The organism is Franconibacter sp. IITDAS19, from assembly GCF_023079515.1.
Classification (GTDB): Bacteria; Pseudomonadota; Gammaproteobacteria; order Enterobacterales; family Enterobacteriaceae; genus Franconibacter; species Franconibacter pulveris.
Map to the genome: position 1 here is coordinate 37,225 of NZ_JALJCP010000008.1, position 25,452 is coordinate 62,676.

A 25,452-nucleotide genomic window follows, 5' to 3' on the forward strand; every position below is an offset into this window, starting at 1 on the left:
CACTCCTCTCTCAGGCAACCGCCTGGCTGACTTTGGGCATAGCGAGACTCAATGCCTGCTGTTCGCTGGCCTGGTCATGCAACAGTTCTCCGGCGATTTCCCCTTCGCGCATCACCACGATGCGGTCGGCGACGCCAAGCACTTCCGGCAGATCGCTGGAGGCGAAAAGCACCGCCACCCCCTGCGCGGCAAGCGCGTAAATCACGTTGTAAATTTCATGCTTCGCGCCGACGTCAATGCCGCGCGTCGGCTCGTCGAGCAAAATCACTTTCATCTCTTCCGAAAGCCAGCGGCCAAGAATGGCTTTCTGCTGGTTGCCGCCGGAAAGATTCATGATGAGCTGCTCGGCGGTCGGAGTTTTAATATTGAGCGAGCGGATATGGTGCTGGGCGTTGTTGGCTTCCCACTGATTATTGATAAGACAACCCGCGCTGATATGCTTGCGCCGCGCGCTGATGTTGATGTTGTCCTGCACCGAGTGCACCGGAATAATACCGTCGGCTTTACGATCTTCCGGACAGAGCATCATGCCGGCGCGGATAGCGTCGCCGGGTTCACGGATAGCCACCGGCTTGCCGTCTATCAACACCTGTCCGCCAGTGATGCGCGTGCCGCCAAAAAGCCCTTTCATCAGCTCGCTGCGCCCTGCGCCCACCAGACCAAACAACCCGACGATCTCCCCGCTTTTTACGCTGAGGCTGACCGGCATCCGCACGCCGGGCGCTTTCACTTCATTCAGACGCAACCGCTCTTCACCGTAAGGACGCGGTTTCCAGCCGTAGATATCGCCGAGGTTGCGCCCGACCATCGCCTGCACCAGGCTGTCGTGGTTAACCTGCTGCATATCGCTGAAGGTGCAGACATAGCGCCCATCTTTAAACACGGTGATGGCGTCGCTCAGCGCGAAGATCTCTTCCATGCGGTGCGAGACATAAAGAATGACGCGCCCTTCCTTTCTTAACTCGCGAATCACCCGGAACAGGTTTTCGATCTCCCGCGCCGAGAGCGAACTGGTGGGCTCGTCGAAGGCGATAATCTTGGCGTTGCGCGCCAGCGCCTTGGCGATTTCCACCATCTGCCACTGGCCGATGGAGAGGTACTTCAACGGCGTCTGCGGGTCGATATTCAGCCCGAGATGCTCAAGCTGGAGTTTTGCTTCGTAATTCAGCAGCGAACGGTTAACAATGCCGCCTTTATGCGGGATCTGGCCGAGATAAATGTTCTCAGCGACAGACATTTCCGGCACCAGATGCAACTCCTGGTAAATAATGGCGACCCCGGCGTTCAGCGCTGCGGTGGTGTCATTAAAAGCCACTTCGTTGCCCTGAATGGCGATGCTGCCTGTGGTTGGGGTGTAATTGCCGCTCAGGATCTTCAGCAATGTGGATTTACCGGCGCCATTTTCCCCCATCAGGGCGTGGACCTGGCCGGCGTGACAATCAAAGCTAATGTCGGAAAGCGCCTTCACGCCCGGAAAGGATTTTCCTATGCCACGAAATGAGAGATACGGTGCTGCCTGTTGCATAACGCCTCCACAATCGACTCCGGAAGCGGGCGCATTGCGCGCCCGTGAGTTGTAAACCAGACCATTACTTGCCGCCCAGCCCTTTTTTCGCCAGTTCATCTTTGAAGTTGTCGCGGGTGATAAGCACCACGTCGGTAACTTCAGTGAACTTCGGCGGCTCGGCCCCTTTCGTCACCCAGTTGTAGAGCATTTCGCTGGATTTATAGCCATGCACGTCCGGGCTTGGCAGCAGCGAGCCATAAAAGCCGGTGGCCTGCGCTTTGGAAAGCTCGCTTACCGCATCGACGCCGTTGATGCCGATGCCGATAACATCCGGCGCTTTAAAGCCCTGCCCTTCAGTGGCGCGTACGCCGCCCAGCACCGTGTTGTCGTTCATGCCGACAACCAGCCAGTGTTTCACTTCAGGATGCTGAACAAGCAGCGAGTTGGCGGCGTCAAACGCGCCAGGAATATCGTTGGATTTGGTCGGTACCTGATAGATCTGTTTTTCCGGGAAGCCAGCGGCCTTCAGCGCGTCCATCGAGCCGGTGGTGCGGCGGCGGGCGGTATCAAGTTCGTTTGCAGTGATGGCCATAACGGCGGACTCTTTTACATCCCAGCCGCGTTTTTGCATCTCTTTATAAAGCTCCTGGCCCTGGCGCTCGCCGATTTTGGCCGCCGCCATCATCACCAACGGAACGGTTTCCATCGGCTTGCCTTTGGCGTTAACGAACTGATCGTCAACCGCAATGACTTTCATGTCGTAGCCGCGCGCTTTGGCCACAATCGCCGAGCCCAGTTTCGGGTCTGGCGTACAGATAACAAAGCCTTTGGCGCCGCTTGCCGCCAGACTGTCGATAGCGTTAAGGGTCTTTTCGCCGTCCGGCACGGCGATTTTGATCACTTCAAAACCCAAATCTTTCCCGGCCTTATCAGCAAATTTCCACTCGGTCTGGAACCAGGGCTCCTCCGGCTGTTTAACCAGAAAACCCAGCTTCATGGTTTCTGCGATAGCGGATTGTGACATAACGGCAGCCAGACCGAGCGCTGCCAGCGCTTTAGTAAATTTGTGCATGGTTGACTCCAGCTTTAGCTTTCTTTTATGCAGGGTAAAAACCTGTACGGTTCTTTTAATCGGACATAAAACAAGGCATTAGCCTCGCCTTCCCGGCAGAGGCTGTTGCTGGAGATAGTTTAATAAGGAAATCAATCCTCCATAGGAGAGCAAAATCACACCGCAGAATTACAGTCAGAGTGTGCATAGATTCAGCAATTTAAGGCATAATTCTGAGCTCATATGTATGATGAATGATAAAGGGAGCGGCAGGAAAATCCATATCCCCAGTTGCTCAGTCCTGGCGGTTCCACGCTTCGAGCAAACCGCCTGCGCTGCCGAAAAGCGGATCGCTGTGCGCAATGGCGACCTGGGCGACATTTTTTAACGTTTCCTGCAGCTGTTCCGGTTGGTCGAGGTACTTATCGGGGGAGAGATGAGGGGGATAAGCGCCAACCGCCATAAAATCATCGCTGGCGCGAATTTGCTTATGGCCGACGCCCGCCGGAATGAGTACCGCATCGCCTCTTTTCAGGTGCACCACCGGGCCGGTTTCACCGCCGAGTTGAATATCCGCTTCGCCGGCGTAAATACCCAGTACTTCATGCGTGTTGGTGTGAAAATGGGTATAGGTAAAAACAGGATAGCGCCAGCGCGGCGGCCAGTCGTTCTTGTCGAAAACAGCTTCGAACCAGGCGGCGCTGTCTCGTGCGTCCTGCGGCATAACCTGGCGATAAAGCAAAAGCGGCAGCGGATTATTAGGCACGCCGCCGCTGGGTTGCGTTAAATAAAGCGTTTCGTAATGGTTCATAGAGCCCCCAGCTCGCTTAAAACTAAAAGTATAGCCAGCGGCGCGGGGATGAGCGTTTACCAGGCCTGACAGATAGGCCCGGCATGCTCACGTACGGGCGCGTCTTCCAGCAGGCGGGCAGCAAGGGGCCGCGTAAAGTCCAAAGCCCCTGACGCAGAGAAGCCTTCACCAGCGCATCAACACAGACAACGTCGTCGCTATCCTGTCAGAGAGGCCTACCCTAAACGCCGGCTTGCTCCGTTAGCGCCTATATCAATAAAACCCTCCTTCATTTATTTGTTAGTACAGCCAATACACGCAAAAAGAGTAAGTGTAAGCAGTTGTAAAAAGAAGACCCCCGAAAAGGTGCGCTATTAAGGTCGCGACGTATTCTGATAGTGACCCTGGCGCCAGCACGGCAGAAGAGAGAAGTAAAAAAGCCAGGCGAAAGCGCTAACTTACTGAGATTAAATATTTTATTAAGTGCAACGCTAAACGTGCTTGCCCGGCGGCGCCAACAAACACGACATTCACTCGCTGAATAAGGATGTTTTTATGCCGACCCGTGAAATTTTTCAAAAACTCAATGCGCAGGTAAATCGCGAGTTTAACGCCTCTCACCTTTATCTTCGACTTAGTGACTGGTGTACGGAACATAATTTCAATGGCGCCGCGACGTTTCTGCGCAACCAGGCGAAAAATAATGTCACGCAGATGATGTCGCTATTCGACTATATGAAGCAGGAAGGCGCCGACCCGATCATTGGCGCAACTCCCGTTTCCGCCTGCGACTGCCGTTCGCTGGAAGAACTGTTCCTGCGTACCCTTGAGGATCTTAAACAACGGAGCGCAAGCCTTTCTGATCTCACGCTTCTGGCAAAAGATTGTCACGACGACGCCACATGCCGCGTGCTGGAGTCGCTGGCCGCCAGTCATGCTGAGAACAGACAGTTTTTACAGGCGCTGCTGGAAGAGGTTCGCGCCGCCTCGCGCGAAGGCGTGCCGCTGGCAGATACCGATCGAGGCTTTCTCAACCTGGTAAATTACGAACATCACTCTTCTGTTTAATATTGCCCCACCCCTCCCTGGCCCGGCTTAGCTCGGGCTTTTGCTCGCCTGCGGCGCTAAGCTATGAATTTCCACCTGATAGTATGTTGTAACTATTAACAAACGAAGCGCGCTTAACATTTCTGATCTGGCTCCCAATGATTAACCACACAATGTGTGATGATTTGTGTTGTTTTTATTTTATTAGCCAGGGACAGTTATGATAACCATTGAATTTATAGTCATTATTCTTTGTCTGTTAGTGGGTACGCGTTTTGGCGGCATGGGGCTCGGTTTAATCAGCGGCGTCGGTCTTTTTATCCTGACCTTTGTTTTTGGCCTTGAGCCCGGCAAGCCGCCGGTGGACGTGATGCTCACCATCCTTGCGGTCATCGGCTGCGCCGCCACGCTGCAAACCGCAGGCGGGCTGAACGTGATGATGCAGTTTGCCGAAAAACTGCTGCGCCGCCACCCGCAGCACATTACCCTGCTCGCCCCTTTCACCACCTGGTCGCTGACGTTTTTGTGCGGCACCGGTCACGTCGTTTACACCATGTTTCCCATCATCGCGGACATTGCGCTGAAAAAGAACATCCGCCCGGAGCGGCCGATGGCGGTGGCCTCGATTGCCTCGCAGATGGCGATTACCGCCTCTCCTGTTTCGGTGGCCGTGGTGTCGCTGGTCTCCATTATCGGCGCCCGGCATGGCGTAGGTCAGGCATGGGGGATTCTGGAAATTCTCGCGGTTTCGGTGCCTGCCTCGCTGTTTGGCGTGCTGATCGCCGCGCTCTGGAGCCTGCGCCGGGGTAAAGACCTGGCGGACGACGACGCTTTCCAGGCCCGTATTCGCGATCCCAAACAGCGCGACTATATTTACGGCGCCAGCGAGACGCTGATGAACCAGCGCTTCCCTCGCGAAGCCTACTGGTCAACCTGGATCTTTTTTACCGGCATCCTGGTGGTTGTGCTGCTCGGCGCGCTGCCCGCGCTGCGCCCGGCATTTGAAATCAAAGGCGCGCTGAAGCCGCTTTCCATGAACCTTGTGATTCAGATGATGATGTTGATTGCCGGCGCGGTCATGTTGGTGGTGTGTAAAGTGAATGCCGCCACTATCTCCAGCGGCGCAGTATTTAAAGCGGGCATGGTGGCGATTTTCTCGGTGTTTGGCGTCGCCTGGATGAGCGACACCTTTTTTCAGGCGCACCTGGAAGGGCTGAAACTGGCGCTGGAAGGCGTAGTGCAAAGCCATCCGTGGACATATGCGCTGGTGCTTTTTTTGGTGTCGAAGCTGGTGAACAGCCAGGCGGCGGCGCTGACGGCCGTCGCCCCCATGGGGCTGATGCTGGGCGTGGAGCCCAAAATGCTGGTGGCCTTCTTCCCTGCCTCTTACGGCTACTTTATTTTACCAACCTACCCAAGCGACCTCGCCTGTATCGGCTTTGACCGTTCCGGCACCACGCGCATCGGCAAATTCATTCTCAACCACAGCTTTATTCTGCCGGGACTGATTGGCGTAAGCTGCGCCTGCGCAGCCAGCTACATGCTGGTACAGCTTTTCTTTTAATTACCGTGAAGAGATAGCAAAACGGCCTCACAGGAGGCCGTTTTATTAATGCGCTTCGTTTTGTGGGGTGAATTTCAGCTCAATCAACGCCACCGCTTTTTGTACCGCGCGCAGCGTAACCGCATCGGCGGCAGGATGACCGGTAAAATCGATAGCCTTAAGCTGGTTCGCCATCTTCTCACGCACTTCAACCGGCGCAATCACGTCAATGACATCCAGGATCTGCTTGATAACCAGCTGGCACGCTACGATGTCAGATTGCAGCTCTTCTTCGGCGGTAAAAACTTTCGACATTTCTCACTCCTTACGTTTCGTGGCGGCCATAGTAGCGGCACCTCGGGAAAAACGGTAGTAAAACGCGGAGGTAGTCGAAACGGAAAAGGAGAGATAAAGTGAAAGCACAAAAAAACCTGCCGAAGCAGGTTTTTTTTATCAGAACATAGCGCCTGGCGGTACGTCTTTGAAAGTCTTGCAGTAGTTTTCGAACATGCTTTTCAGGATTTTACGGAATTTCATGATGTGCTCCGAATTTGTTTTTATGCAGATAACGTGTTGCGATGGGCTAATAATATGACCACCATCACAAAAATCAACAGGTTTGTGATGAATATCACACCAATAAAGTTAACGTTTTGCGCATATTTGTTAAAAAAACATAAATAAATCCATCGGTTACCTTTTAAACTGCCAGGTGTAAATTTACTCATTTTTTTTAAACGGGACGGTAGCGATGAGTGGTAGCGCAGGCGCGACGACAAGCCGCGGTCTTTCACCTGCGGCCCTGCTGGTGGCAGGCGCCTTTTTTATGGAGTTTCTCGACGGCACCGTTATCGCCACAGCGCTGCCGGAGATGGCCCGCACCTTTGGCGTGCAGGCGGTAGATCTCAATATTGGCATCAGCGCTTACCTGCTTACGCTTGCCGTGCTGATCCCCGCCAGCGGCTGGATAGCGGACCGCTTCGGCGCCCGCGTGGTGTTTACGATTGCGCTGGGTATTTTTACTCTCGCTTCGGTGCTTTGCGGCCTCGCTGAAAGCCTGGAAGTTTTTGTCGCCATGCGTATTTTGCAGGGCGTGGGCGGCGCGCTGATGGTGCCTGTCGGGCGATTAGCGGTGCTGCGCACTACGCCCAAACATCAGCTGATAGGCGCTATCGCCACCCTTACCTGGCCCGCGCTGGTCGCCCCGATTATCGGCCCGCCGCTGGGCGGCTTTATCACCAGCTACGCCACCTGGCGCTGGATCTTCTTTATCAACCTGCCGCCTGGACTGCTGGCGATGTGGCTTGCGTTACGCATTATTCCAGATATTCGCGAAGAGGAGCGTCGACCTTTCGATACGCAAGGCTTTATCGCGACTGCCGTGGCGATGGTTGCGCTGGTCTACATGATGGAGCTCCTTGGCACAGAACAGCCGGATCTCACGCTTGCTGGCGCGTTGCTGGTCGCTGGCGGCGGCGCGCTGTGGTTTGCGCTGCGTCATTTTCAGCGCGCACGCTATCCTTTGATTCGTCTTGACGCGATGCGGGTGCAAACCTTTCGCGTAACGATGTTTGGCGGCTCGCTGTTCCGCGCCTCCATCAGCGCTGTGCCCTTCTTATTACCGCTGCTGTTCCAGGTGGGCTTCGGCATGGATGCGTTTCACTCGGGCTTGCTGGTGCTGGCGGTGTTTGCCGGTAACCTCATGATAAAACCAGCCACTACGCCGCTTATCCGCACGCTGGGGTTTAAGAAATTGCTGCTGATAAACGGCCTGCTGAACGTGGCGGCGTTGCTCGCCTGCGCGTTCCTGACGCCGCAAACGCCCCTCTGGCTGATACTGGTCATTCTTTATCTGGGCGGCGTTTTTCGCTCTATTCAGTTTACGGGAGTCAGCACCCTCGCCTTCGCCGATGTGCCTTCGCAACAGATGAGCTACGCCAATACGCTGTTCAGCACCGCCACGCAACTGGCGGTCGGGCTTGGCATTACGCTTGGGGCGATTGGCATCCGGCTTGGTGAACTGATGAGCCGCTGGTTTTCGCTGGAAAGCCTGCCGGGTGTGAGTTTTCGTCTGGCGTTTGTCTGGATTGCGCTGATTTGTCTGGTGGGATTAATCGATACGCTGCGTCTGGCGCGTCAGGCCGGAGCGGCGGTTTCTGAAAAACGTTCATAAAAAACCAGCGCCCGGGCGCTGGTTTTCGTGTGATAAAAATCAGCCCAGTACTTCGCGTACGAAAGCTTCAATCTCTTTGTTCTGGCAGTTCTCAAAGAAGCATTTCTGGAAACGCTCGCCAGAAACTGCCGTTTTTACCAGCTCGCGGTCGATAGCGCGCAGGGTATCCAGATAGTTCTCTTTCACGACGGCGGCTTTCACCTGGTTAAGGATGCCCGCGTTGCGTACCTGCGGCTCTTTACGCTCCGGCGGATAACCCTCGCCTTTACGACCGGTGAACGCTTTTTCGAAGATAAATCGCACGTTCAGCTCCGCGCCCCAGCCGAAGCCTTTTGCGAAAGGCAGCGCCAGCGCGTTGCCGTTGTTGATCTGCGCGAACAAGAAAGCGTCCGCCGGATCGATACAGTAGCCGCACACCACGCCCGGATGAATGTTCAGGGACATCAGCGCGCCCTGGCCGGTGCCGCAGCCGGTGATAACGAAATCCACCGCTTTTGCGTTCAGCAGAATGCTCGCCATGATCCCCAGATGGATATAGGTCAGGTGATGATCCTGCTCATCGCTCATGCCGACGTTGAAAACCGGATAGTCTTTCTCATCCGCAACCGCCTTGAGTTCTTTGTAGATGATGGCGTTTTTCGCCGCCTGACTGTTTTCCATCATCAGTGCAATTTTCATTCTTTCCTCCTGAGGGTACGCGGGTTTCCCCGCCACGAATAGCAAACCATGAGGTAAACATACTATTCACCAAACGCACTTTCAAATTAAATGAAAAAATGTTTTATAAAAGTGCGTGGGCCTCACAGTTTTGCTTTTCGCCCATCAAACGGCGTCAGAATGTTTCCCAGTTTTCCTCTGCGGCTAGCGGGGAGCGTATGGATGGGGTGACCGAAGCGGTTTTAACAACAGTCGGTACGGCTTTTGTCTGCGCAGACTGAGCGATGCGGAACAGCGCTAAAACTTCGTTAAGGCGTACAGCCTGCTTCTCCAGATCCGCCGAAGAAAGTACGGACTGCTGAACCAGATGCACATTCTGCTGGGTAACGCTATCCATCTCTTTCACAGCAATGCCCACCTGGCTGATACCTTTGCTCTGTTCGCCGGACGCGCTGGCGATCTCGCCCATGATGTCATTGACCTGCTGCACGGCGCGAAGAATTTTGCTCATCGCTTCGCCCGCTTTTTTTACCTGATCCGAGCCGGTATTGATGTTGCTGACTGACTCGTTAAGCAAGGTTTCAATCTCTTTCGCCGCCTGGGCGCTGCGGCTTGCGAGATTGCGCACCTCGCTTGCCACAACGGCGAAACCGCGCCCCTGCTCGCCCGCGCGCGCCGCTTCAACCGCCGCGTTCAGCGCCAGAATATTTGTCTGGAAAGCGATGCTGTTTATCACGGTAGTGATATCGACGATTTTGTGTGAACTGCTACTGATGACCGACATCGTCTTCATGACCTGATCAACAGATTGCCCGCCTTCAATGGCGGTTTGCGTGGCGTTTTGCGCAAGCTGGCTGGCATGACTGGCGTTATCAGCATTGAGTTTAACGGTGCTGCTGAGCTGCTCCATGCTGGCGCTGGTCTGCTCAAGCGCGGCGGCCTGCTGTTCAGAACGGCTCGATAGCTCATTGTTGACGCCTGTGACGTCGCCGGCGTGGGAGCGAATCGTATCAGCGCTGTTGCGAATGTCCGAGACGGTTTTTTCCCAGTTCCCCTGCATGGTTTTGATGTGCGGCACCATCATCCCGATACAGTTGCGGCCAAGATCGCGCAGCGGCGCAGAGAGATCCCCCTGCGCCAGCACATGCAGATGCTCACGGATAACATCCACCGGTTTAACCAGGCAGAAATAGAGGTAACGTTCGGTAAAGACCGTGATAACGATACTGGCTAAAACGGAGGTCATCAGCAGCGTCTGGGCGCCGTCTATCCATGATTTTTGCTCCCCGGTAAGCGTCAGGCTCTCTTCCAGATTATGCAAAAACCAGAGCGTTAATCCGGAAACGCCAATCCAGGCGAGGGCGGAAAAACAAAGTATCATGACCACCATTGCACGGATTTTGATATTACGAATGAAATTCATAGTGTTTTCTCGGTGTGTAGATATGCCGTCCTTATGCGAGGCATGACGACACCCTTCCTGCTTCATTCGTGATTCTTGCGTACGAATAGAAACGTGCCGTATCGCTATTTTCGGCATCTCCTGGAGAAACTTAAGTGATTGAACATAAAAATTAAGTACCGCTAAACTTAGTGAGGTAATAATAATATCGCCAGGGCAACGCTATGATCTGTGGGCTTTTCGGGCGATTGCATTGGTTCGGCTTATGCCATGATGGGGCTGAATGAACACTCCGGGAACCGACATGCGCAACGTGATACTTCTCGCAGCCCTGCTGCTGGCTGGCTGTACCATAACGAAAAACCCCGAAGTTGTGGGCGGCAACAAGCTCACTGGCATGGTGCGCCTGGGCTTTAACGACCCCGCTTTGTTTAACGCAAAAGCAGACCCTTATCTCGCTCAGGGTACCGCCACGCGTCAGTGTCAGGAGTGGGGCTTCGCCACGGCGGAAAACTATGGCCAGCCGATAAAAACCTGCTCTGTTATCAGCGGAACGCAATGTCTGAACGAATCAGTGATACTGGAATACCAGTGCCGCGGTTTTGCCGTGCCGCAAAATGCGGGTTGGTAAGCGTCTGCGCCAGCTCGTAAGGCTGGCGCATATCAATATGCGTAACGAATAATCTATTGACCATGATCCTTCTGACGCCTTTCCTGCGCCCATGATTCACTCCCCGCGCCGCTTTGCTTCGCCTTCTTTTCAGCGTCAGATAAAAAAACGGAAACTGTTGTCGTTGTATGAGAGATAAACGGGACAAACAAAGACTGTATCGCGCGGAAGGCATCAAGCTGCTATACAGCAACGCGCTGCCCGGTATTTTGATTACTTTTATTGTCGCCACTAGCCTGGTCTTTACTTTTCTCGGCCATGAGAACCGCACGGGCAAGCTCATCTGGTGGGCAACTATCTGCCTGCTATTGGCCGTTCGTTTGGTTGACACCCTCCTCTGGTATCGGGCTAACAGCTTTGAGCGAAAACAAAACCATTTTTACTGGCGCTTCAGCACAGGCTGCCTGCTGACCGCCTTATTATGGAGCGGCTGGTGTCTGTTCTTTAGCGGTGGATTCAGTAGTGAGGAGTTCACCTCTTCGATGGTTATCCTCTCTGCTATGGCAGGCGGCGCGACCAGCATTCTTTCCGGCAACGCGCTTATCGGCACGCTGTATCCCATCATCGTACTGGTGCCTTTTTCTCTGGAGCTGCTGTGCGCCAGCGAAAAGTACAAAAACAATCTTGGGGCGCTGGGGCTGTGCTTTACCGCCATTATGGTTTTTTCTGCCGGCCGCGCCGCGCGCTATGTTAAAAGCGCCATTCTGCTGAAGTATAAAAACAGCCAGCTGCTGGAGCGCATGGAAGAGACGATTCGCACCCGTACGCAGGAAATTTATGAGATTTCGCATACCGACTCGCTGACAGGGTTACATAACCGCGTCGCTTTCCTGCGCGCCGCTAATGCGTTGACGCTGCGCTATAAGCAGAACGAAATTAGCGGCTTCAGCCTCTTTTTTATCGACCTTGATGGCTTTAAAGCCATCAACGATACGCTTGGTCATGACGCTGGCGATCAAATCCTGCTGGCGTTCAGCGACCGGCTGAAAACCTTTAACCGGGATAATAATGCGATGCTCTGCCGCTGGGGCGGCGATGAGTTTATTTTTTGTATTCCCCTGACTGACAGAGCGCAGCTTGCCCGCCTGGCGCAAGAGATGAACGAGAGCTTCAGCCAACCCTGGGCGTTGCGCGGGCAGGAGCTTTTTCTTAGCGCCACCATCGGCATCGCCATCTGTCCACGTCATAGCGAAGCGATAACCCGGCTGATTCAGCTTGCGGATATCGCTATGTACTCCCTGAAAGGGAAACAGCCGCAGCGCGTTGCATTTTATAACCGCGAGCTTGAGACAGAGCTGCTAAACCAGGTGTATCTGCAGGAAGCGCTAAAAAGCGCGCTGGCGAAAAATGAGATGCGGCTGGTTTATCAGCCTATTGTCGAGGCGCAAAGCGGACGTATCGTCTCCCTTGAGACGCTATTACGCTGGCAGTGCGGCGATGACGCTATTCCTCCTTCGCTGTTTATTCCGGTGGCAGAAAAAAGTGGCAGTATTGTGCCGCTGGGATACTGGATAATCGAGGAAGCCTGTAAAACGCTTGCTGAGCTGCCGCCCGCGGCAAAGGAGATTGCCCTTTCGGTTAATGTCTCTATCGTTCAATTACAGGACGCCGCGTTCATCGATAAGGTTGAGCAGTTGTTAACTCACTATGCCATTGCACCAGAGCGTCTGCATCTTGAGGTAACGGAGTCGTTATTTCACGAAAGCCAGACGGAGATTTACGCGAAAGTCAGCTATCTGCAGGATAAAGGGGTACGGATTTCCATCGACGACTTTGGCACGGGGTATTCCAGTCTTTCCGTCATTCAAAACATGCGCATCGACTTTGTGAAGATTGATCGCTCCTTCGTCAACAATATCGATGATAAAGGTCTGGCTGTGGTGCAGGCGGTGCTGACCATGTCAGGCACCTTTGGCTATGAAGTGATTGCCGAAGGCGTAGAAACGGCGAGGCAGGCGCAGACGCTGCGCAACTTCGGCGTTCCTTTGTTACAGGGATATTATTTCAGTCAACCGTTAGAAAAAGCCGCCATGCTGGCGAGAGTAGTCGAAGCCACCTGCGCAACTCGCCTGTAAATTTTAATTAAGCCACTATTAACGGTTCCTTTCTCGCGGCTTATTTACCTGCTCATTCAGACACCCCTTATATTTATTACTTCAAGAAGTATCTTTTAATTAATTTAATGCGTCTGATTTCTATTTGCATTTTTACTTAACTGTCTTATTTATTTTACCTTTTGCAAATAGATAAATAACAAATTATAGTGCCGCCATCTTCATTCTCTTGCGGAGCGCAAACATGCTTAAACCCGATATGATGGAAAAACTTAATGAGCAAATGAACCTGGAGCTCTATTCCTCTTTGCTTTATCAACAGATGAGCGCCTGGTGCAGCTACCACAGTTTTGAAGGGGCCGCCGCTTTCCTGCGCCGCCACGCGCAGGAAGAGATGACGCATATGCAGCGTCTGTTTGATTACCTGACGGATACCGGCAGCCTGCCGCAAATCAACGCGATTCCTTCGCCTTTCGCGCAATACGCTTCGCTCGACGAACTGTTTAAAGCGACTTATGAGCATGAACAGTTGATTACGCGCAAGATTAATGAATTAGCCCATGCCGCCATGATGGGTCAGGATTACCCGACCTTTAATTTCCTGCAATGGTATGTCGCTGAGCAGCACGAAGAAGAAAAATTATTTAAATCGGTGATCGATAAGCTGAGCCTGGTCGGGAAAAGCGGCGAAGGGCTTTATTTTATCGATAAAGAACTCGCCACGCTGGATGCGCAGGCTTAATTACGCCAGTCAGTGAAATTAACAGATACAAGCGAAGCAGACATTATTTTATGTCTGCTTTTTTTATGGCGGCGTGCTGATAATGGATTTCAGCGCCACTATGGCGCAGTTGAAGAGAGAGGATGTTTCGTTTCCTCCTGTTACGCCAGGTACAACCGAAAACGTTAACACCAGCAAGCATCGCTTCAGCGTGAAAAGGAACGTGACGTAGTAAAAAACGGCAGCCAATAAGCATTACCAATAAAAAAACCACCTTTCGGTGGTTTTGCACGACACTGCTTATTGCTTTGATTATTCTTGTCTTTCCCAGTGGTACCCGGAGCGGGACTTGAACCCGCACAGCGCGAACGCCGAGGGATTTTAAATCCCTTGTGTCTACCGATTCCACCATCCGGGCTCGGGAAGAAAGTGGAGGCGCGTTCCGGAGTCGAACCGGACTAGGCGGATTTGCAATCCGCTACATAACCGCTTTGTTAACGCGCCAGATTCTTCGCCTTTTCAGGCTGCACCCGCCTTAACGGCCAGTGCTTTTTAAACTGGAGCGGGAAACGAGACTCGAACTCGCGACCCCGACCTTGGCAAGGTCGTGCTCTACCAACTGAGCTATTCCCGCTTATCAGAGCGACTTAACTTGTTGCTAAGTTAATTGCTTGATTTCTTTATCTTCCGGCAAACCGTGCCGCCGTTCGATGCGTTGCATTCTACTTACCTGACGCAGTGAGTCAACGAAATTTTCCCACCAGCCGGTTTGTTTGCTGAATTTTGCGCCGGATAGATCACCGTTCGAGCAAATCGCCCCGCGCAGCGTTCAAATATTGGAACATTGACCAGAACGTTAATACCGCAGCGATGAAAAAGAGCGCGATGCCAGCATACTCGATCCAGATATTAGGACGCCACAGCAGACCGATCAGCGCCAGCATCTGCGCCGTGGTCTTTACTTTGCCAATCCAGGAAACCGCCACGCTGCTGCGCTTGCCCAGCTCCGCCATCCATTCGCGCAGCGCTGAGATAATAATTTCACGGGCGATCATGGTTGCGGCCGGCAGGGTTATCCACCAGCTGTGGTAATGCTCCGCCACCAGCACCATCGCTATCCCGACCATAACTTTATCGGCGACCGGATCAAGAAAGGCGCCAAAACGGGTGCTCTGGTTCCAGCGGCGGGCCAGATAGCCATCAAACCAGTCGGTTATGGCCGCGAAAAAAAAGATAAGGGCGCAGACAAAGGGCGCCCAGTGAAACGGCAGATAAAACGCCAGCACAAAAAACGGAATCAGGATGACGCGAAACAGGGTCAGCAGCGTAGGAATATTGAATTGCATAATGCAGGTAACTATCTGTCGTCAGTGAAATTACCGCTATGTTGCTACATAGCCCCTAATGTTTCAACGAGTAGTAGATCTTTTCTGCCAGCGCCTGCGAGATACCTGGAACTTTTGCAATTTCCTCAACAGAAGCGTTAAGCAAAGGTTGCAATCCGCCCATATATTTCAGCAGCATCTGGCGGCGTTTCGGTCCAATGCCTTCTATCTCTTCCAGCGTGCTGGTGTTTTTAACCTTAGCCCGTTTTTTACGATGTCCGGTTATCGCATGGTTATGGGATTCATCACGAATGTGCTGGATAACATGCAGCGCGGGCGAATCAGACGGTAAAGAGAACCCCTCCCCTTCCGGTTCGAAGAAAAGCGTTTCCAGCCCCGCCTTACGGTCGCTGCCTTTTGCCACGCCGAGCAGCAGCGGGTGGTGTTTATCCCAGGGCACCTCAAGTTCGGCAAATACCGCTTTGGCCTGCGCCAACTGCCCCTTCCCGCCATCTATCAGGATAAGATCCGGCACCTTGCTTTCATCAATCGCTTTACCATAACGGCGACGCAGCACCTGGTTCATCGCAGCGTAGTCATCACCAGGCGTAATGCCGGTAATATTGTAGCGGCGATATTCCGCCCGCACCGGGCCGTTGCTGTCAAAGACCACGCAGGAAGCCACTGTCTGCTCGCCCATAGTATGGCTGATATCAAAACACTCCATGCGCTTCACATCCGGGAGATCGAGCGTTTTCGCAAGCGCGGCGAGCCGCTGGCTGATGGTCGACTGTTGCGAAAGCTTTGTCGTCAGCGCCGTCGCGGCGTTGGTGCGCGCAAGCTTCAGGTAGCGGGCGCGGTCGCCTCGCGGTTTGGTCTGAACGTGAACGCGACGTCCCGCCAGTTCGCTGAGCGACTCCGCCAGTACGTTCTGGTCCGCCAGCGCGAAGTCGAGCAGGATCTCCCCAGGCAGCGTACGCATCTGGCTTCCCTGCAGGTAAAACTGCCCGACAAATGTCTCCACCACTTCGGCTAAATCGGTGCCGCCGGGCACTTTCGGGAAATAGCTGCGGCTGCCCAGCACTTTACCCTGACGAATAAACAGCACATGCACGCAGGCCATGCCCGCATCAAACGCCACGCCGATCACGTCCAGATCGTCGCCCGTGTTGGAGACAAACTGTTTTTCCGTCACGCGGCGCACGGCCTGAATCTGGTCGCGGATGCGCGCAGCCTCTTCAAACTCCATGCTCTGGCTCGCTTTCTCCATGCGCGCCACCAGTTGGTTTATCACCTGGTCATCTTTTCCGGCGAGGAACAGGCGCACATATTCCACCTGCTGCGCATAATCCTCTTCGCTCACCAGCCCTTCAACGCACGGCCCAAGGCAGCGGCCAATCTGGTATTGCAGACAAGGACGCGAACGGTTGCGGTAAACGCTGTTTTCACACTGGCGAACCGGGAAGATTTTTTGCAACAGCGCCAGCGTTTCACGCACCGCGTACCCGTTCGGGAACGGGCCAAAATATTCGCCTTTGGCATGCTTCGCGCCACGGTGCATGGCAAGCCGCGGATGGGTGTCGCCGCTCAGAAAGATGTAGGGGTAGGATTTATCATCACGCAACAGAACGTTGTAACGCGGCTGATAAAGTTTGATGTAGTTATGCTCAAGCAGCAACGCCTCCGTTTCGGTGTGCGTCACCGTCACGTCAATCTGCTGGATTTGCGCGACCAGCGCTTCAGTTTTCCGGCTCGCGAGGTTGCTGCGAAAGTAGCTTGAAAGGCGCTTCTTGAGATCTTTTGCCTTACCGACATAGATAACCGTGCCGCTGGCGTCATACATTCGGTAGACGCCAGGCTGGCTGGTCACGGTTTTCAGGAAAGATTTAGAATCAAAAACTTCACTCACTGACTTGTTAACGTCTCCGCATTACACAGGCCATGGCGGATTGCCAGGTGAGTCAGCTCCACATCGCCATGGATATTCAGCTTACTGAACATTCGGTAGCGGTAGCTGTTCACCGTTTTAGGGCTGAGATTAAGTTGTTCAGAAATCTCAGTGACCTTCTGGCCTTTGGTAATCATGAGCATAATCTGCAATTCGCGTTCAGACAAACTGGCAAACGGCGATTCCGTTTTGGCGGGCTCGATTTGGCTGAGCGCCATCTGCTGCGCAATGTCTGAGGCGATGTAGCGTTGACCGGCATGAACGCAGCGAATGGCGCTGACCACTTCCGCGGGCGCGGCGCCTTTGCTGAGATAACCCGCCGCGCCAGCCTGCATGACTTTGGCGGGCAGCGGATTTTCCGTATGCACGGTTAACATAATCACTTTGATGTCAGAAGAGTAACGGGCGATTTTACGGGTTGCCTCAAGGCCGCCAATACCCGGCATGCTCATGTCCATTAACACGACATCGACCGGATTCGCGCGGCACCATTTAATGGCGTCCTCACCGCAGCAGGCTTCGCCCGCCACTTTTATGCCTTTGATATCTTCAAGAATGCGTCGTATCCCTGCGCGCACCAGTTCATGGTCATCAACAAGAAGAACGTTGATCAATGGAAAACTCTCCAGAAAAGGGATAACGCTGCTAAAGCCAATTCGCCGTATATTAACGGGTTTTAAGTCAACTTTAAAACGCAAAACGTCCGCTGAGCCGGTTTGCCCTCTCGTTTTTGGAAATAAAATGCGACAGCCGTACCTAAAAAATGGCAAGAGACCGAAACGATAGAAAAATAAATCATTACATTTCAATGATTTAGTTTCATATAACTTTTTTATCAGTTATCAGGAAAATAAATCTATATTTAAGCTTTTATTAATTAACCTTCCAAAAACCAACCTGAAACATATTATTTAACGCCGCGAAAAATCTTCCTCACATTAAGCAAAGTTCGTATAAAAAATACGTTTGTCACGGTAAACCCAACCCGGCAGACGTACAAAAAATGCGCATTGATTACTTTTCTGCGCCTTGTGGTATACTCCGCGCCCTCAACAATCTCGCCGCGCCTTATCGTTGCGCCATTACACAGAGGAAAAGAGATGAGCACCCCTGATTTTTCCACCGCTGACAATCTGCAGGAACTGGCTCTGGAAGTCGCCTGTCTGAAAGGCCTGATCACCCAAATGCTGCAGGCTATGGGGCAGGCCGATGCCGGTCGGGTTATTATTAAAATGGAAAAGCAGATTGCTGAAATGGAAAACGAAGCGCAGGCCGCTGTCTTCAGCAATACGGTTAAGCAAATTAAACAAGCTTACCGCCAGTAATAAAAAAGGCAGCCAGGGAAAAACTGGCTGCCTTTTTGCTGTCTGACACGCAGAACTTAAGTAAAACTCATATCAGTCCAATCGCCGCCGCGTAACAGGCAATCTGCGTCTTATTTGGCGCGTTGAATTTTTTCTGCATGTTCTTCTGATGGAAATTAACCGTGTTCTCAGAAATAGCGAGAATAATGGCTATTTCCGCCGAGGTTTTCCCCTCCGCCGTCCATTGCAAAATCTCCTTTTCCCTTTTGCTGAGCCTCATCTCAAGAGAGGCCATCGCCGGGTCTTCAAGCCGGGCCAGGGTCATCATGCTTAATTCCGTCAAATACTGAAGACGCAATTCCAGTTCATCATCATCAAGCGTTTTCCCATTCACTTGCGTGCGCGAAATCGAAAGGAAACCCTGCGCGCGGTTAGGCGCCATCACGCACTGCGTTATCCCCCTGCGCAGCCCGAAATCACGGGCTCTGGCCCATAACTCCTCCGCGGGCGCCGCGAAAAGCGCATCATCCCAGTTAAGAAAACCACGCTGGTAATTTTGTGGTTTAAGCACGGGATCGATGGCGAAATAATTCTCCGCCTGATAGTGATCTAACCACGCCTGCGGGTAGGTGGTATAAAGTGTTAGTCTTGGCCGTGTGAAAGGAACGGGATGCTTAATACAAAGCGCGAAATAATCAAATTCTAAGTTTTGCGTTTGCTGGTGTAGCAGGTCGTAAATCTCATCGGCAGTTGCGATTGACTGAAAGCGGTTCAGCATGTGCTGTCGCCAGTCAAAAAAATCACTTTCCTTCATGCTGTGCGACTATTCCCCTGCGTTATTAATATCGTCCAATTATACGAATATAACGTATCATTTCTTTGAAATCATTTATACACATTATCATTGAAGCCCACATGAGAAGAAATCTCTTGCTAAGGTTTATGCGATAAGCAGGAGAGAAAAATGTGTAAACCAACCGAGACAGCTTCTGTCTTTACCGAACTCTGGCGTGAATTACAGGAAAATTCGCCGCCGGATATTTTATATATTCATCGCGGCGCGCTGCCTTCTTGCTTTGCCGTTAGCGATATTGCGGCGGCAAGTATTGCGCTGGTAGCCGGCACGCTGCAGCGCCTTATTTCTTCCAACGCCACGCCAGAAGTTGACCGCAGGCTGGCGAGCCAGTGGTTCCAGATGAGCCTGCGGCCGCTTAACCGCCCTGCTCCCGCGCTCTGGGATCCTTTTGCCGGAGATTACGCAACGCAGGATGGCTGGATAAGGCTGCATACTAACGCCGCCCATCATCGCCAGGCGATGGAGCGCGTGCTGGGCATTCACGCGGACCGGGAAGCGCTGGCCGCGACGGTAAAAGGCTGGCGAAGCGTGGCGCTTGAAGACGCCATCGCGCAGGCTGGCGGTTGCGCGGCGGCGATGCGCAGCGAAAGTGAATGGCGCAGCCACCCGCAGGGTGCGGCGGTCGCGTGCGAACCGCTCTTTATACAGCAATTCACGGGCGCAGCCCCAGCGGCGCCATGGCGGCTCCCTGCTGCCAGACCCCTGCTTGGCATTCGCGTGCTGGATTTGACGCGCATTATCGCAGGGCCCGTCGCCACACGGCTGCTGGCCGGGCTCGGCGCGCAGGTGCTGCGCATTGACCCGCCCGGCTGGGCCGAACCGACCCTGGAAGAGGAAATCACGGCGGGGAAACGCTGCGCGCGGCTCAATCTCAAAAGCGAGGAAGGCAAGGCGCGGCTACGTGATTTACTGGCGAAGGCGGATGTCGTGGTGCATGGCTACCGGGCCGATGCGCTGGCGGCGTTGGGTTTTGATGAGGAAACGCGAAGCGCGCTGGCGCCAGACCTGGTGGATGTTTCGCTGAACGCCTGGGGCTGGAGCGGGCCGTGGCGCAACCGTCGGGGCTTCGACAGCCTGGTGCAGATGGCCTGCGGCATCGCGCATGCCGGCATGCTCTGGCAAGGGAGCGACAAGCCTACCCCGCTGCCGGTGCAGGCGCTCGATCACGCCACGGGCTACATGATGGCCGCCGCTGTGCTGAAGGGACTTTATCACCGTTTACATGCTCAGCAGGGCTACCGGGCGCGGCTTTCGCTGGCGCGCACGGCGGCGTTTCTGATGGCGCATCCCCAGCGGCAGGAGACAGCGTTTCCCGCACGAAGCCGGTATGACGAGCTGCCTTTTTATGAGTGGTCTTCTTTCGGGCTGGGGGCGCGGCTCAAACCGCCGCTGTGGCTTGCGGGTACGCCGCTTGCCTGGTCACGCGCGCCCTCGCCGCTCGGCAGCGACGAGGCGAAGTGGGCCTGGTGATATCCTGCGGCGTTGAGGCAGCGCTGCGGTTCAGAACTCCCCTCCCCTGCGTCGGGGAGAGGGTCAGAGCAGGCGCCTCAGGCGTTCAGGAACTTCTCAAGAAACTGCCGGGTACGCGGCTGTTGCGGGTTAGCGAAGAGTGATTTCGCTGGCCCCTGCTCCACGATGCGTCCCTGGTCCATGAAAATGGCGCGGTCCGCCACGTCGCGGGCGAAGCTCATCTCATGCGTAACGATAACCATAGTGCGTTTCTCTTCGGCAAGCTGGCGAATAGTATTCAGCACCTCTCCCACCAGCTCCGGGTCCAGCGCAGACGTCGGCTCGTCAAAGAGGATAACGTCCGGACGCATCGCCAGCGCCCGGGCTATCGCCACGCGCTGTTGCTGCCCGCCGGAGAGACGCTTAGGATAGCTGGTCTCTTTCCCGGTCAGCCCGACTTTCGCCAGCAATTCACGCGCCCGGGCAGCGGCCTCGGCTTTGGGTTCGCCTTTAACGATAACCGGCCCTTCGATAATATTTTCCAGCACTGTACGGTGAGGGAAGAGATTAAAGCTCTGAAACACGAACCCGACATGCTGGCGCAGCCGCCGCACCAGCGCTTTCTGCTGGCTCATCGGCTTCGCGGCGTCGATGAGCATTTCGCCCACTCTGATGGTGCCGCTGTCGGGCTGCTCCAGCAGGTTGATGCTGCGCAGCAGCGTCGTTTTCCCGGAGCCGCTCGGCCCGATAATCGCCACGACCTCTCCCTCTGCGACCTCAAGGTCAATGCCGTGCAGCACCGTCTGGCCGTGGAACGCTTTCACCAGTTTTTTTACTTCAATCGCACTCATTTCGGTTCGCGCTCCTGTCGGTTCAGCTGGTTTTCGAAATAGTTTTGCAGCGCGGAGAGCACCGTCGCCATTACCCAGTAAATCAGTGAAGCGGCCAGATACATGGTGAACACTTCCAGCGTGCGCGACGTTATCAACTGCGCCTGACGGAACAGCTCCGGCACCTGAATGGTGGCGGCGAGCGAGGTATCTTTCACCAGGCTGATGAAGCTGTTGCTGAGCGGCGGCAGCGCTACGCGGGCCGCCTGCGGCAGAATGGCGCGGCGCAGCGTTTGCCACGGCGTCATGCCGATACTCGCCGCCGCTTCCCACTGCCCTTTATCGATAGAGGAAATCGCCGCGCGCAGCGTCTCCGAGGTATAAGCCGCGGTGTTCAGCGACAGTCCGATCATGGCCGCCGGGATAGGGTCCAGCTCAATGCCAAACTGCGGCAGGCCGTAGTAGATCATAAAGAGCTGCGCGATAAGCGGCGTGCCGCGAAAAATCGAAATATAAAAGCGCGCCAGCCAGGAGATGGGCCAGATATGAGACAGGCGCATCAGCGCCAGCACAAAACCGAGCACCAGCCCGAAAAACATGCCGCCGATGCTAAGCTGCAGCGTAAAAACGGCGCCCCGCAGCAAAAAGGGGGCGGAGTCGAGCACCAGTTGAATACTTTCTTGCATTATATAAATCGCACCCAGGGTTATCAGATATGCGGATGATAGGCGAAAAGCGCCGGCGCGCCGCCTGTATGAACAAAGAGAATCGGTCCGTGGTCTTTGAAGCGTTGCTGTGCAATGCCGTCAATGAGCCCGGCCATCGCTTTCCCGGTGTATACCGGGTCGAGCAGAATGCCTTCAAGGCGCGCCAGCAGTTTTACCGCCTCCATCCCTTCGTCGTTAGGTACGCCGTAAGCCGGGGCAAAATAATCATCCCATAAAAGGATGTCCGCACGCGCTTCCAGCTCCAGGGCCTGCGCGACCGCCTGTTGCAGCGCCACAACTTTCGGTTTTTGCTGCTCAACCTTGCGCGATACCGTCACGCCAATCAGGTCGACTTCCGGCATCAGTTGCTCCAGCCCCACCGCCAGCCCGGCGTGGGTCCCTGCGCTGCCGGAGGCGACCACCACAGAAGAGAGTTCAACCGCGCCTTCGCATTGCTGGGTGATTTCCAGCGCGCTTTCCACATAGCCGAGTGCGCCCAGCGCATTGGAACCGCCGACCGGGATGACATAAGGACGAAAGCCCTGCGCTTCCACGCGGGTGGCAAGCTCGTTGAGCTGCGCATCCGGATCGGTGAGCGCCGCGCACATCTCAATCTGGGCGTTGAATAAATCCAGCAGCAGGCGGTTGCCGTTGCTGAGGTAGTTTTCAGCGCGCGTGCCCATTGGGTTTTCCAGCAGCGCCACGCAGTTAAGCCCAAGCTTCGCCGCCACCGCCGCCGTCTGGCGCACATGGTTAGACTGAATGGCGCCGGCGGTGATAAGCGTATCCGCGCCTTCGCGCAACGCTTCGGCGGCGAGAAACTCCAGCTTGCGCAGCTTGTTGCCGCCCATCGCCACCGGGGTGACGTCGTCGCGCTTAATGTAGATTTCGCGCCCCAGGTAATCTGACAGGCGCGGCAGATACTCAAGCGGCGTGGGCGCGCCAATCAGTTCGAGGCGCGCAAAGCGGGTTAAATTTTGCAAAGACATACAGCCTCCGGTTGCCGTTTCAGATATGGCGTAACGTTTTATTATGATTCACCCAGACTGCGCCCGGCAGAATACAATAAAAAAAGGTGCTGAAATCAGCACCTTTTTTCTGCAAAACGTCGCTTATTTGGTTACATCCGCGCCAAACCACTTCTCAGAAAGCTGCTTGAGCGAGCCATCCTTCTGCATATCGGCGATAGCCTGGTTAATGGCGTTCAGCAAATCTTCATTGCCTTTACGCAGCGCCACGCCCGCTTCCTGACGTGAGAACGGTTCACCCGCCGCGGCCAGGGTATTGTTGGTTTTCTTCACCAGATCCAGCGCAGCCAGACGGTCAACCAGGATGGCGTCGATACGGCCTACGCGCAGATCCTGATATTTGGTCGGGTCATCGTCATAGGTACGGATATCCACGCCCTGGACATTCTGGCGCAGCCACTCTTCATAGTTAGTGCCAAGGCCCACGCCCACTTTTTTGCCTTTCAGCGAATCGGCGTTAGTGATGCTGTTCGCGTTCTCTTTTTTCACCAGCGCCTGAATGCCGGAAACGGTATAAGGCGTGGAGAAGTCATATTTTTTCTTACGCTCGTCGGAGATAGTGACCTGGTTTATCACCACATCGATGCGTTTAGAATCAAGCGAAGCGAGCATGCCGTCCCATTTAGTCGGTTTCAGAGAGGCTTTAACGCCAAGATGCTGGGCCAGCTGTTCGGCGAACTCGACTTCAAAACCGGTCAGCTTGCCGTCGTCGCCTTGATAGCTGAACGGCGGATAGGTGCCTTCAAGCCCTACCAGCAGCGTGCCGCGCTCTTTAACTTTATTAAGCAGGTTTTCCGCAGCGTAAGTCTTTACGCTCATGCCGGCGACCAGCGCCACCGCCATCACGCCCATCAGCGCTTGCCGACCAAAAGTAGCTAATTTCATATTTCCCCCAGAGAGTCAAAACGTTAAGCCGCAGTGTAAGTAGTTTCGCAGAGAAAGCAAAATCGACTCCGCTACAACTTATTCTTTTTTAATATATATCACATGTCGAGGACGCGGCGGGGTTATGTGTCTGGGGAAGCGCTTTTTGCGCCTGGTACTGGGCGTACTTACGCAGCGCGATGCGATAATTGTTCGTGCTGGTGAGCGGTAGCCACATGTCGAGTTGGGCATCGATATCGCCCTGCAAGGCCAGATCCTGCGGCACCTGTTTTTGCGTCAGGTGCGCGCCGAGACGGCGCAGGCGAACAACATATTCACGGATAGTGCCGTGGCTCATGTCGGTCTGTTCGAAGAGATACTGCTTGAAGCCGATAATATCGAAATAGTTGCTCTGCTCTTTGCAGTGCAGATCGCCGCAAAAGCGGCAAAGCGCCACCCACTCCTGACGCTCCACCTCCCAGGCTGTTTCGTCCATGAGCGTATCGAGTTGCGCGATGGCTATCTTGTTGACTATCTCACCCTGGCGGACCAGGGTGATGCGGTCAAGCAGTTTATGGCAGTGCGCGCAGTGGGTTTGCGCGTGTTTGAAATCTTTCAGGTAGCGGCTCAGGGGCCGTCTTTTTAGTTGCTGCACCGTCATGATAACTCCTCAATAAATGCTGTGTGTGGCGTTACCGGCAGGTGAGCAACTCAGGTTATAGCTTCCCCAGCCGGGTGCGCAGACGTTTAATAGCCTGGCTGTGCAGCTGGCTTACCCGCGACTCCCCTACTTCCAGCACCGCGCCAATCTCCTTGAGATTGAGCTCTTCCTGGTAATAGAGCGTCAGCACCAGCTGTTCACGCTCCGGCAGCGATTCGATCGCTTCCATCACGCGATGGCGAAGATTGCTCTCCAACAGCTGTTGCAAAGGGTTTTCATTCTGGTGCTCTTCAGTGACCAGCTCGATGCTGTCGCCATGCTCTTCCCGCCACTCGTCGTAGGAGAAAAGCTGGCTGTTATTGGTATCGAGCAGCATCTGCCGGTACTCTTCGAGCGGGATATCCAGGCGCTGCGCCACTTCAGTTTCAGTGGCGTTGCGTCCCAGTTCCTGTTCCAGTTGGCCTATAGCCTGCGCCACTTCGCGCGCGTTGCGTCGGACGCTGCGCGGCACCCAGTCGCGGCTGCGCAGTTCATCCAGCATCGCGCCACGAATACGCTGCACTGCGTAAGTGGTAAATGCCGTTCCTTGCAGGGCGTCGTAGCGTTCGACTGCGTTTAGCAGGCCAATACCGCCCGCCTGGAGCAGATCGTCCAGTTCCACGCTCGCCGGCAGCCGCACCTGAAGGCGCAATGCTTCGTGACGCACCAGCGGCACATAACGCTGCCACAGCGAGTGTTTATCCATTACACCTTCAGCGGTATACATTGAATTCACGATAAACAGCCCTGCGTTAATTGAGTTATCGGCACGATTATCCGTTTCTGGAGAAGTTTTTAATCGGAGGAATAGTGGGGGAAATGGGGG

General features: G+C 54.4%; 25 protein-coding genes and 3 tRNA genes. 8 read left to right on the top strand and 20 right to left on the bottom strand.

Translation table 11 applies throughout. From position 1 onward, the window contains the following. Window positions 1-10: 10 nt before the first annotated feature. The 3 genes from araG to MT962_RS17325 all read right to left on the bottom strand — a co-directional run bounded on the left by araG (window position 11) and on the right by MT962_RS17325 (window position 3,369). Window positions 11-1,525: an L-arabinose ABC transporter ATP-binding protein AraG gene (gene araG / locus MT962_RS17315; protein WP_048888051.1), complete on the bottom strand. Its 1,515-nt coding sequence runs from the start codon at window positions 1,523-1,525 to the stop codon at window positions 11-13. Window positions 1,526-1,589: 64 nt separating this feature from the next. Then, window positions 1,590-2,579: an arabinose ABC transporter substrate-binding protein AraF gene (gene araF, locus MT962_RS17320; protein ID WP_024559012.1), complete on the bottom strand. Its 990-nt coding sequence runs from the start codon at window positions 2,577-2,579 to the stop codon at window positions 1,590-1,592. 274 nt (window positions 2,580-2,853) lie between these two features. After that, complete coding sequence (locus MT962_RS17325) at window positions 2,854-3,369, bottom strand: cupin domain-containing protein (protein ID WP_024559011.1); 516 nt, start codon at window positions 3,367-3,369, stop codon at window positions 2,854-2,856. A 534-nt stretch (window positions 3,370-3,903) separates the two neighbouring features. On the opposite strand from MT962_RS17325, the gene MT962_RS17330 reads away from it, so the two are divergent. Both MT962_RS17330 and MT962_RS17335 read left to right on the top strand, forming a co-directional pair. Beyond that, window positions 3,904-4,416 (top strand): non-heme ferritin-like protein, encoded by a 513-nt coding sequence (locus tag MT962_RS17330; protein WP_247366123.1) that lies wholly within the window; start codon window positions 3,904-3,906, stop codon window positions 4,414-4,416. A gap of 199 nt (window positions 4,417-4,615) precedes the next feature. Continuing rightward, window positions 4,616-5,959 (top strand): anaerobic C4-dicarboxylate transporter, encoded by a 1,344-nt coding sequence (locus MT962_RS17335; RefSeq protein WP_024559009.1) that lies wholly within the window; start codon window positions 4,616-4,618, stop codon window positions 5,957-5,959. A 45-nt stretch (window positions 5,960-6,004) separates the two neighbouring features. On the opposite strand, the gene MT962_RS17340 is transcribed toward MT962_RS17335, so the two are convergent. Further along, window positions 6,005-6,253, bottom strand: a complete 249-nt coding sequence (locus tag MT962_RS17340) for a DUF2766 family protein (protein WP_024559008.1) — start codon at window positions 6,251-6,253, stop codon at window positions 6,005-6,007. A gap of 138 nt (window positions 6,254-6,391) precedes the next feature. Continuing rightward, the gene (azuC, locus tag MT962_RS17345) at window positions 6,392-6,475 is read right to left on the bottom strand and encodes a stress response protein AzuC (RefSeq protein ID WP_103676150.1); all 84 of its coding nucleotides are present in this window, start codon (window positions 6,473-6,475) and stop codon (window positions 6,392-6,394) included. Between the two features lie 214 nt (window positions 6,476-6,689). Here azuC and MT962_RS17350 point away from each other — a divergent pair, with 214 nt between their 5' ends. Then, a complete protein-coding gene (locus MT962_RS17350) occupies window positions 6,690-8,111 on the top strand; it encodes an MFS transporter (protein ID WP_247366124.1) in 1,422 nt (473 codons plus the stop codon). A gap of 39 nt (window positions 8,112-8,150) precedes the next feature. On the opposite strand, the gene MT962_RS17355 is transcribed toward MT962_RS17350, so the two are convergent. After that, the gene (locus MT962_RS17355) at window positions 8,151-8,789 is read right to left on the bottom strand and encodes an RpiB/LacA/LacB family sugar-phosphate isomerase (RefSeq protein WP_024559482.1); all 639 of its coding nucleotides are present in this window, start codon (window positions 8,787-8,789) and stop codon (window positions 8,151-8,153) included. Between the two features lie 154 nt (window positions 8,790-8,943). Continuing rightward, window positions 8,944-10,191, bottom strand: coding sequence for a methyl-accepting chemotaxis protein (locus tag MT962_RS17360; RefSeq protein ID WP_024561106.1), 1,248 nt, complete (start codon window positions 10,189-10,191; stop codon window positions 8,944-8,946). A 262-nt stretch (window positions 10,192-10,453) separates the two neighbouring features. Here MT962_RS17360 and yecR point away from each other — a divergent pair, with 262 nt between their 5' ends. The 3 genes from yecR to ftnA all read left to right on the top strand — a co-directional run bounded on the left by yecR (window position 10,454) and on the right by ftnA (window position 13,636). Beyond that, window positions 10,454-10,801: a YecR family lipoprotein gene (gene yecR / locus MT962_RS17365; protein ID WP_024555902.1), complete on the top strand. Its 348-nt coding sequence runs from the start codon at window positions 10,454-10,456 to the stop codon at window positions 10,799-10,801. Between the two features lie 167 nt (window positions 10,802-10,968). Then, on the top strand, window positions 10,969-12,915 hold the full coding sequence (locus MT962_RS17370) for a bifunctional diguanylate cyclase/phosphodiesterase (protein WP_048888057.1): 1,947 nt from the start codon (window positions 10,969-10,971) through the stop codon (window positions 12,913-12,915). A 223-nt stretch (window positions 12,916-13,138) separates the two neighbouring features. Beyond that, window positions 13,139-13,636: a non-heme ferritin gene (gene ftnA, locus MT962_RS17375; protein WP_024555904.1), complete on the top strand. Its 498-nt coding sequence runs from the start codon at window positions 13,139-13,141 to the stop codon at window positions 13,634-13,636. Between the two features lie 310 nt (window positions 13,637-13,946). Here ftnA and MT962_RS17380 read toward each other — a convergent pair. From MT962_RS17380 to uvrY, 6 genes are all read right to left on the bottom strand, one after another. Next, window positions 13,947-14,033, bottom strand: a tRNA-Leu gene (locus tag MT962_RS17380). 12 nt (window positions 14,034-14,045) lie between these two features. Continuing rightward, a tRNA-Cys gene (locus tag MT962_RS17385) sits at window positions 14,046-14,119 on the bottom strand. A 54-nt stretch (window positions 14,120-14,173) separates the two neighbouring features. Then, window positions 14,174-14,249, bottom strand: a tRNA-Gly gene (locus tag MT962_RS17390). Between the two features lie 163 nt (window positions 14,250-14,412). Continuing rightward, complete coding sequence (pgsA, locus tag MT962_RS17395) at window positions 14,413-14,961, bottom strand: CDP-diacylglycerol--glycerol-3-phosphate 3-phosphatidyltransferase (RefSeq protein ID WP_024555905.1); 549 nt, start codon at window positions 14,959-14,961, stop codon at window positions 14,413-14,415. A 55-nt stretch (window positions 14,962-15,016) separates the two neighbouring features. Further along, window positions 15,017-16,849, bottom strand: a complete 1,833-nt coding sequence (uvrC, locus tag MT962_RS17400; protein WP_247366125.1) for an excinuclease ABC subunit UvrC — start codon at window positions 16,847-16,849, stop codon at window positions 15,017-15,019. Continuing rightward, complete coding sequence (gene uvrY / locus MT962_RS17405; protein WP_024555907.1) at window positions 16,846-17,502, bottom strand: UvrY/SirA/GacA family response regulator transcription factor; 657 nt, start codon at window positions 17,500-17,502, stop codon at window positions 16,846-16,848. Before uvrY ends, uvrC begins: the two co-directional genes overlap by 4 nt. 486 nt (window positions 17,503-17,988) lie before the next feature. Here uvrY and MT962_RS17410 point away from each other — a divergent pair, with 486 nt between their 5' ends. Beyond that, on the top strand, window positions 17,989-18,213 hold the full coding sequence (locus MT962_RS17410) for a DUF2594 family protein (protein WP_024555908.1): 225 nt from the start codon (window positions 17,989-17,991) through the stop codon (window positions 18,211-18,213). Between the two features lie 67 nt (window positions 18,214-18,280). Here MT962_RS17410 and sdiA read toward each other — a convergent pair whose 3' ends face one another. Continuing rightward, entirely contained in the window at window positions 18,281-19,006 is a 726-nt protein-coding gene (gene sdiA, locus MT962_RS17415) for a transcriptional regulator SdiA (protein WP_048888059.1), read from the bottom strand. Window positions 19,007-19,156: 150 nt separating this feature from the next. Here sdiA and MT962_RS17420 point away from each other — a divergent pair, with 150 nt between their 5' ends. Continuing rightward, window positions 19,157-20,518, top strand: coding sequence for a CoA transferase (locus MT962_RS17420; protein ID WP_247366126.1), 1,362 nt, complete (start codon window positions 19,157-19,159; stop codon window positions 20,516-20,518). A gap of 77 nt (window positions 20,519-20,595) precedes the next feature. Here MT962_RS17420 and tcyN read toward each other — a convergent pair whose 3' ends face one another. The 6 genes from tcyN to MT962_RS17450 form a co-directional block, all read right to left on the bottom strand. Beyond that, window positions 20,596-21,348: an L-cystine ABC transporter ATP-binding protein TcyN gene (gene tcyN, locus MT962_RS17425; protein ID WP_024560463.1), complete on the bottom strand. Its 753-nt coding sequence runs from the start codon at window positions 21,346-21,348 to the stop codon at window positions 20,596-20,598. Continuing rightward, the gene (tcyL, locus tag MT962_RS17430) at window positions 21,345-22,013 is read right to left on the bottom strand and encodes a cystine ABC transporter permease (protein ID WP_024555912.1); all 669 of its coding nucleotides are present in this window, start codon (window positions 22,011-22,013) and stop codon (window positions 21,345-21,347) included. The genes tcyN and tcyL overlap by 4 nt, the downstream gene beginning before the upstream one ends. A 23-nt stretch (window positions 22,014-22,036) precedes the next feature. Further along, entirely contained in the window at window positions 22,037-23,023 is a 987-nt protein-coding gene (gene dcyD / locus MT962_RS17435; RefSeq protein WP_247366127.1) for a D-cysteine desulfhydrase, read from the bottom strand. Window positions 23,024-23,146: 123 nt separating this feature from the next. After that, the gene (gene tcyJ / locus MT962_RS17440) at window positions 23,147-23,947 is read right to left on the bottom strand and encodes a cystine ABC transporter substrate-binding protein (RefSeq protein ID WP_024555914.1); all 801 of its coding nucleotides are present in this window, start codon (window positions 23,945-23,947) and stop codon (window positions 23,147-23,149) included. Window positions 23,948-24,035: 88 nt separating this feature from the next. Further along, entirely contained in the window at window positions 24,036-24,587 is a 552-nt protein-coding gene (fliZ, locus tag MT962_RS17445; protein ID WP_024555915.1) for a flagella biosynthesis regulatory protein FliZ, read from the bottom strand. Window positions 24,588-24,642: 55 nt separating this feature from the next. After that, a complete protein-coding gene (locus MT962_RS17450) occupies window positions 24,643-25,362 on the bottom strand; it encodes an RNA polymerase sigma factor FliA (RefSeq protein WP_024555916.1) in 720 nt (239 codons plus the stop codon). Window positions 25,363-25,452: the final 90 nt, after the last annotated feature.

Excerpts from the sequence above, each read along its gene's own strand:
- ftnA (WP_024555904.1), top strand. The coding sequence starts at position 13,139 with ATGCTTAAACCCGATATGATGGAAAAACTTAATGAGCAAATGAACCTG.
- tcyN (WP_024560463.1), bottom strand. The coding sequence starts at position 21,348 with ATGAGTGCGATTGAAGTAAAAAAACTGGTGAAAGCGTTCCACGGCCAG.
- araF (WP_024559012.1), bottom strand. The coding sequence starts at position 2,579 with ATGCACAAATTTACTAAAGCGCTGGCAGCGCTCGGTCTGGCTGCCGTT.
- pgsA (WP_024555905.1), bottom strand. The coding sequence starts at position 14,961 with ATGCAATTCAATATTCCTACGCTGCTGACCCTGTTTCGCGTCATCCTG.
- MT962_RS17410 (WP_024555908.1), top strand. The coding sequence starts at position 17,989 with ATGAGCACCCCTGATTTTTCCACCGCTGACAATCTGCAGGAACTGGCT.
- MT962_RS17335 (WP_024559009.1), top strand. The coding sequence starts at position 4,616 with ATGATAACCATTGAATTTATAGTCATTATTCTTTGTCTGTTAGTGGGT.
- MT962_RS17370 (WP_048888057.1), top strand. The coding sequence starts at position 10,969 with ATGAGAGATAAACGGGACAAACAAAGACTGTATCGCGCGGAAGGCATC.
- yecR (WP_024555902.1), top strand. The coding sequence starts at position 10,454 with ATGAACACTCCGGGAACCGACATGCGCAACGTGATACTTCTCGCAGCC.
- MT962_RS17340 (WP_024559008.1), bottom strand. The coding sequence starts at position 6,253 with ATGTCGAAAGTTTTTACCGCCGAAGAAGAGCTGCAATCTGACATCGTA.
- araG (WP_048888051.1), bottom strand. The coding sequence starts at position 1,525 with ATGCAACAGGCAGCACCGTATCTCTCATTTCGTGGCATAGGAAAATCC.
- dcyD (WP_247366127.1), bottom strand. The coding sequence starts at position 23,023 with ATGTCTTTGCAAAATTTAACCCGCTTTGCGCGCCTCGAACTGATTGGC.
- MT962_RS17355 (WP_024559482.1), bottom strand. The coding sequence starts at position 8,789 with ATGAAAATTGCACTGATGATGGAAAACAGTCAGGCGGCGAAAAACGCC.
- MT962_RS17360 (WP_024561106.1), bottom strand. The coding sequence starts at position 10,191 with ATGAATTTCATTCGTAATATCAAAATCCGTGCAATGGTGGTCATGATA.
- MT962_RS17420 (WP_247366126.1), top strand. The coding sequence starts at position 19,157 with ATGTGTAAACCAACCGAGACAGCTTCTGTCTTTACCGAACTCTGGCGT.
- azuC (WP_103676150.1), bottom strand. The coding sequence starts at position 6,475 with ATGAAATTCCGTAAAATCCTGAAAAGCATGTTCGAAAACTACTGCAAG.
- MT962_RS17325 (WP_024559011.1), bottom strand. The coding sequence starts at position 3,369 with ATGAACCATTACGAAACGCTTTATTTAACGCAACCCAGCGGCGGCGTG.
- sdiA (WP_048888059.1), bottom strand. The coding sequence starts at position 19,006 with ATGAAGGAAAGTGATTTTTTTGACTGGCGACAGCACATGCTGAACCGC.
- tcyL (WP_024555912.1), bottom strand. The coding sequence starts at position 22,013 with ATGCAAGAAAGTATTCAACTGGTGCTCGACTCCGCCCCCTTTTTGCTG.
- MT962_RS17330 (WP_247366123.1), top strand. The coding sequence starts at position 3,904 with ATGCCGACCCGTGAAATTTTTCAAAAACTCAATGCGCAGGTAAATCGC.
- tcyJ (WP_024555914.1), bottom strand. The coding sequence starts at position 23,947 with ATGAAATTAGCTACTTTTGGTCGGCAAGCGCTGATGGGCGTGATGGCG.
- MT962_RS17350 (WP_247366124.1), top strand. The coding sequence starts at position 6,690 with ATGAGTGGTAGCGCAGGCGCGACGACAAGCCGCGGTCTTTCACCTGCG.
- fliZ (WP_024555915.1), bottom strand. The coding sequence starts at position 24,587 with ATGACGGTGCAGCAACTAAAAAGACGGCCCCTGAGCCGCTACCTGAAA.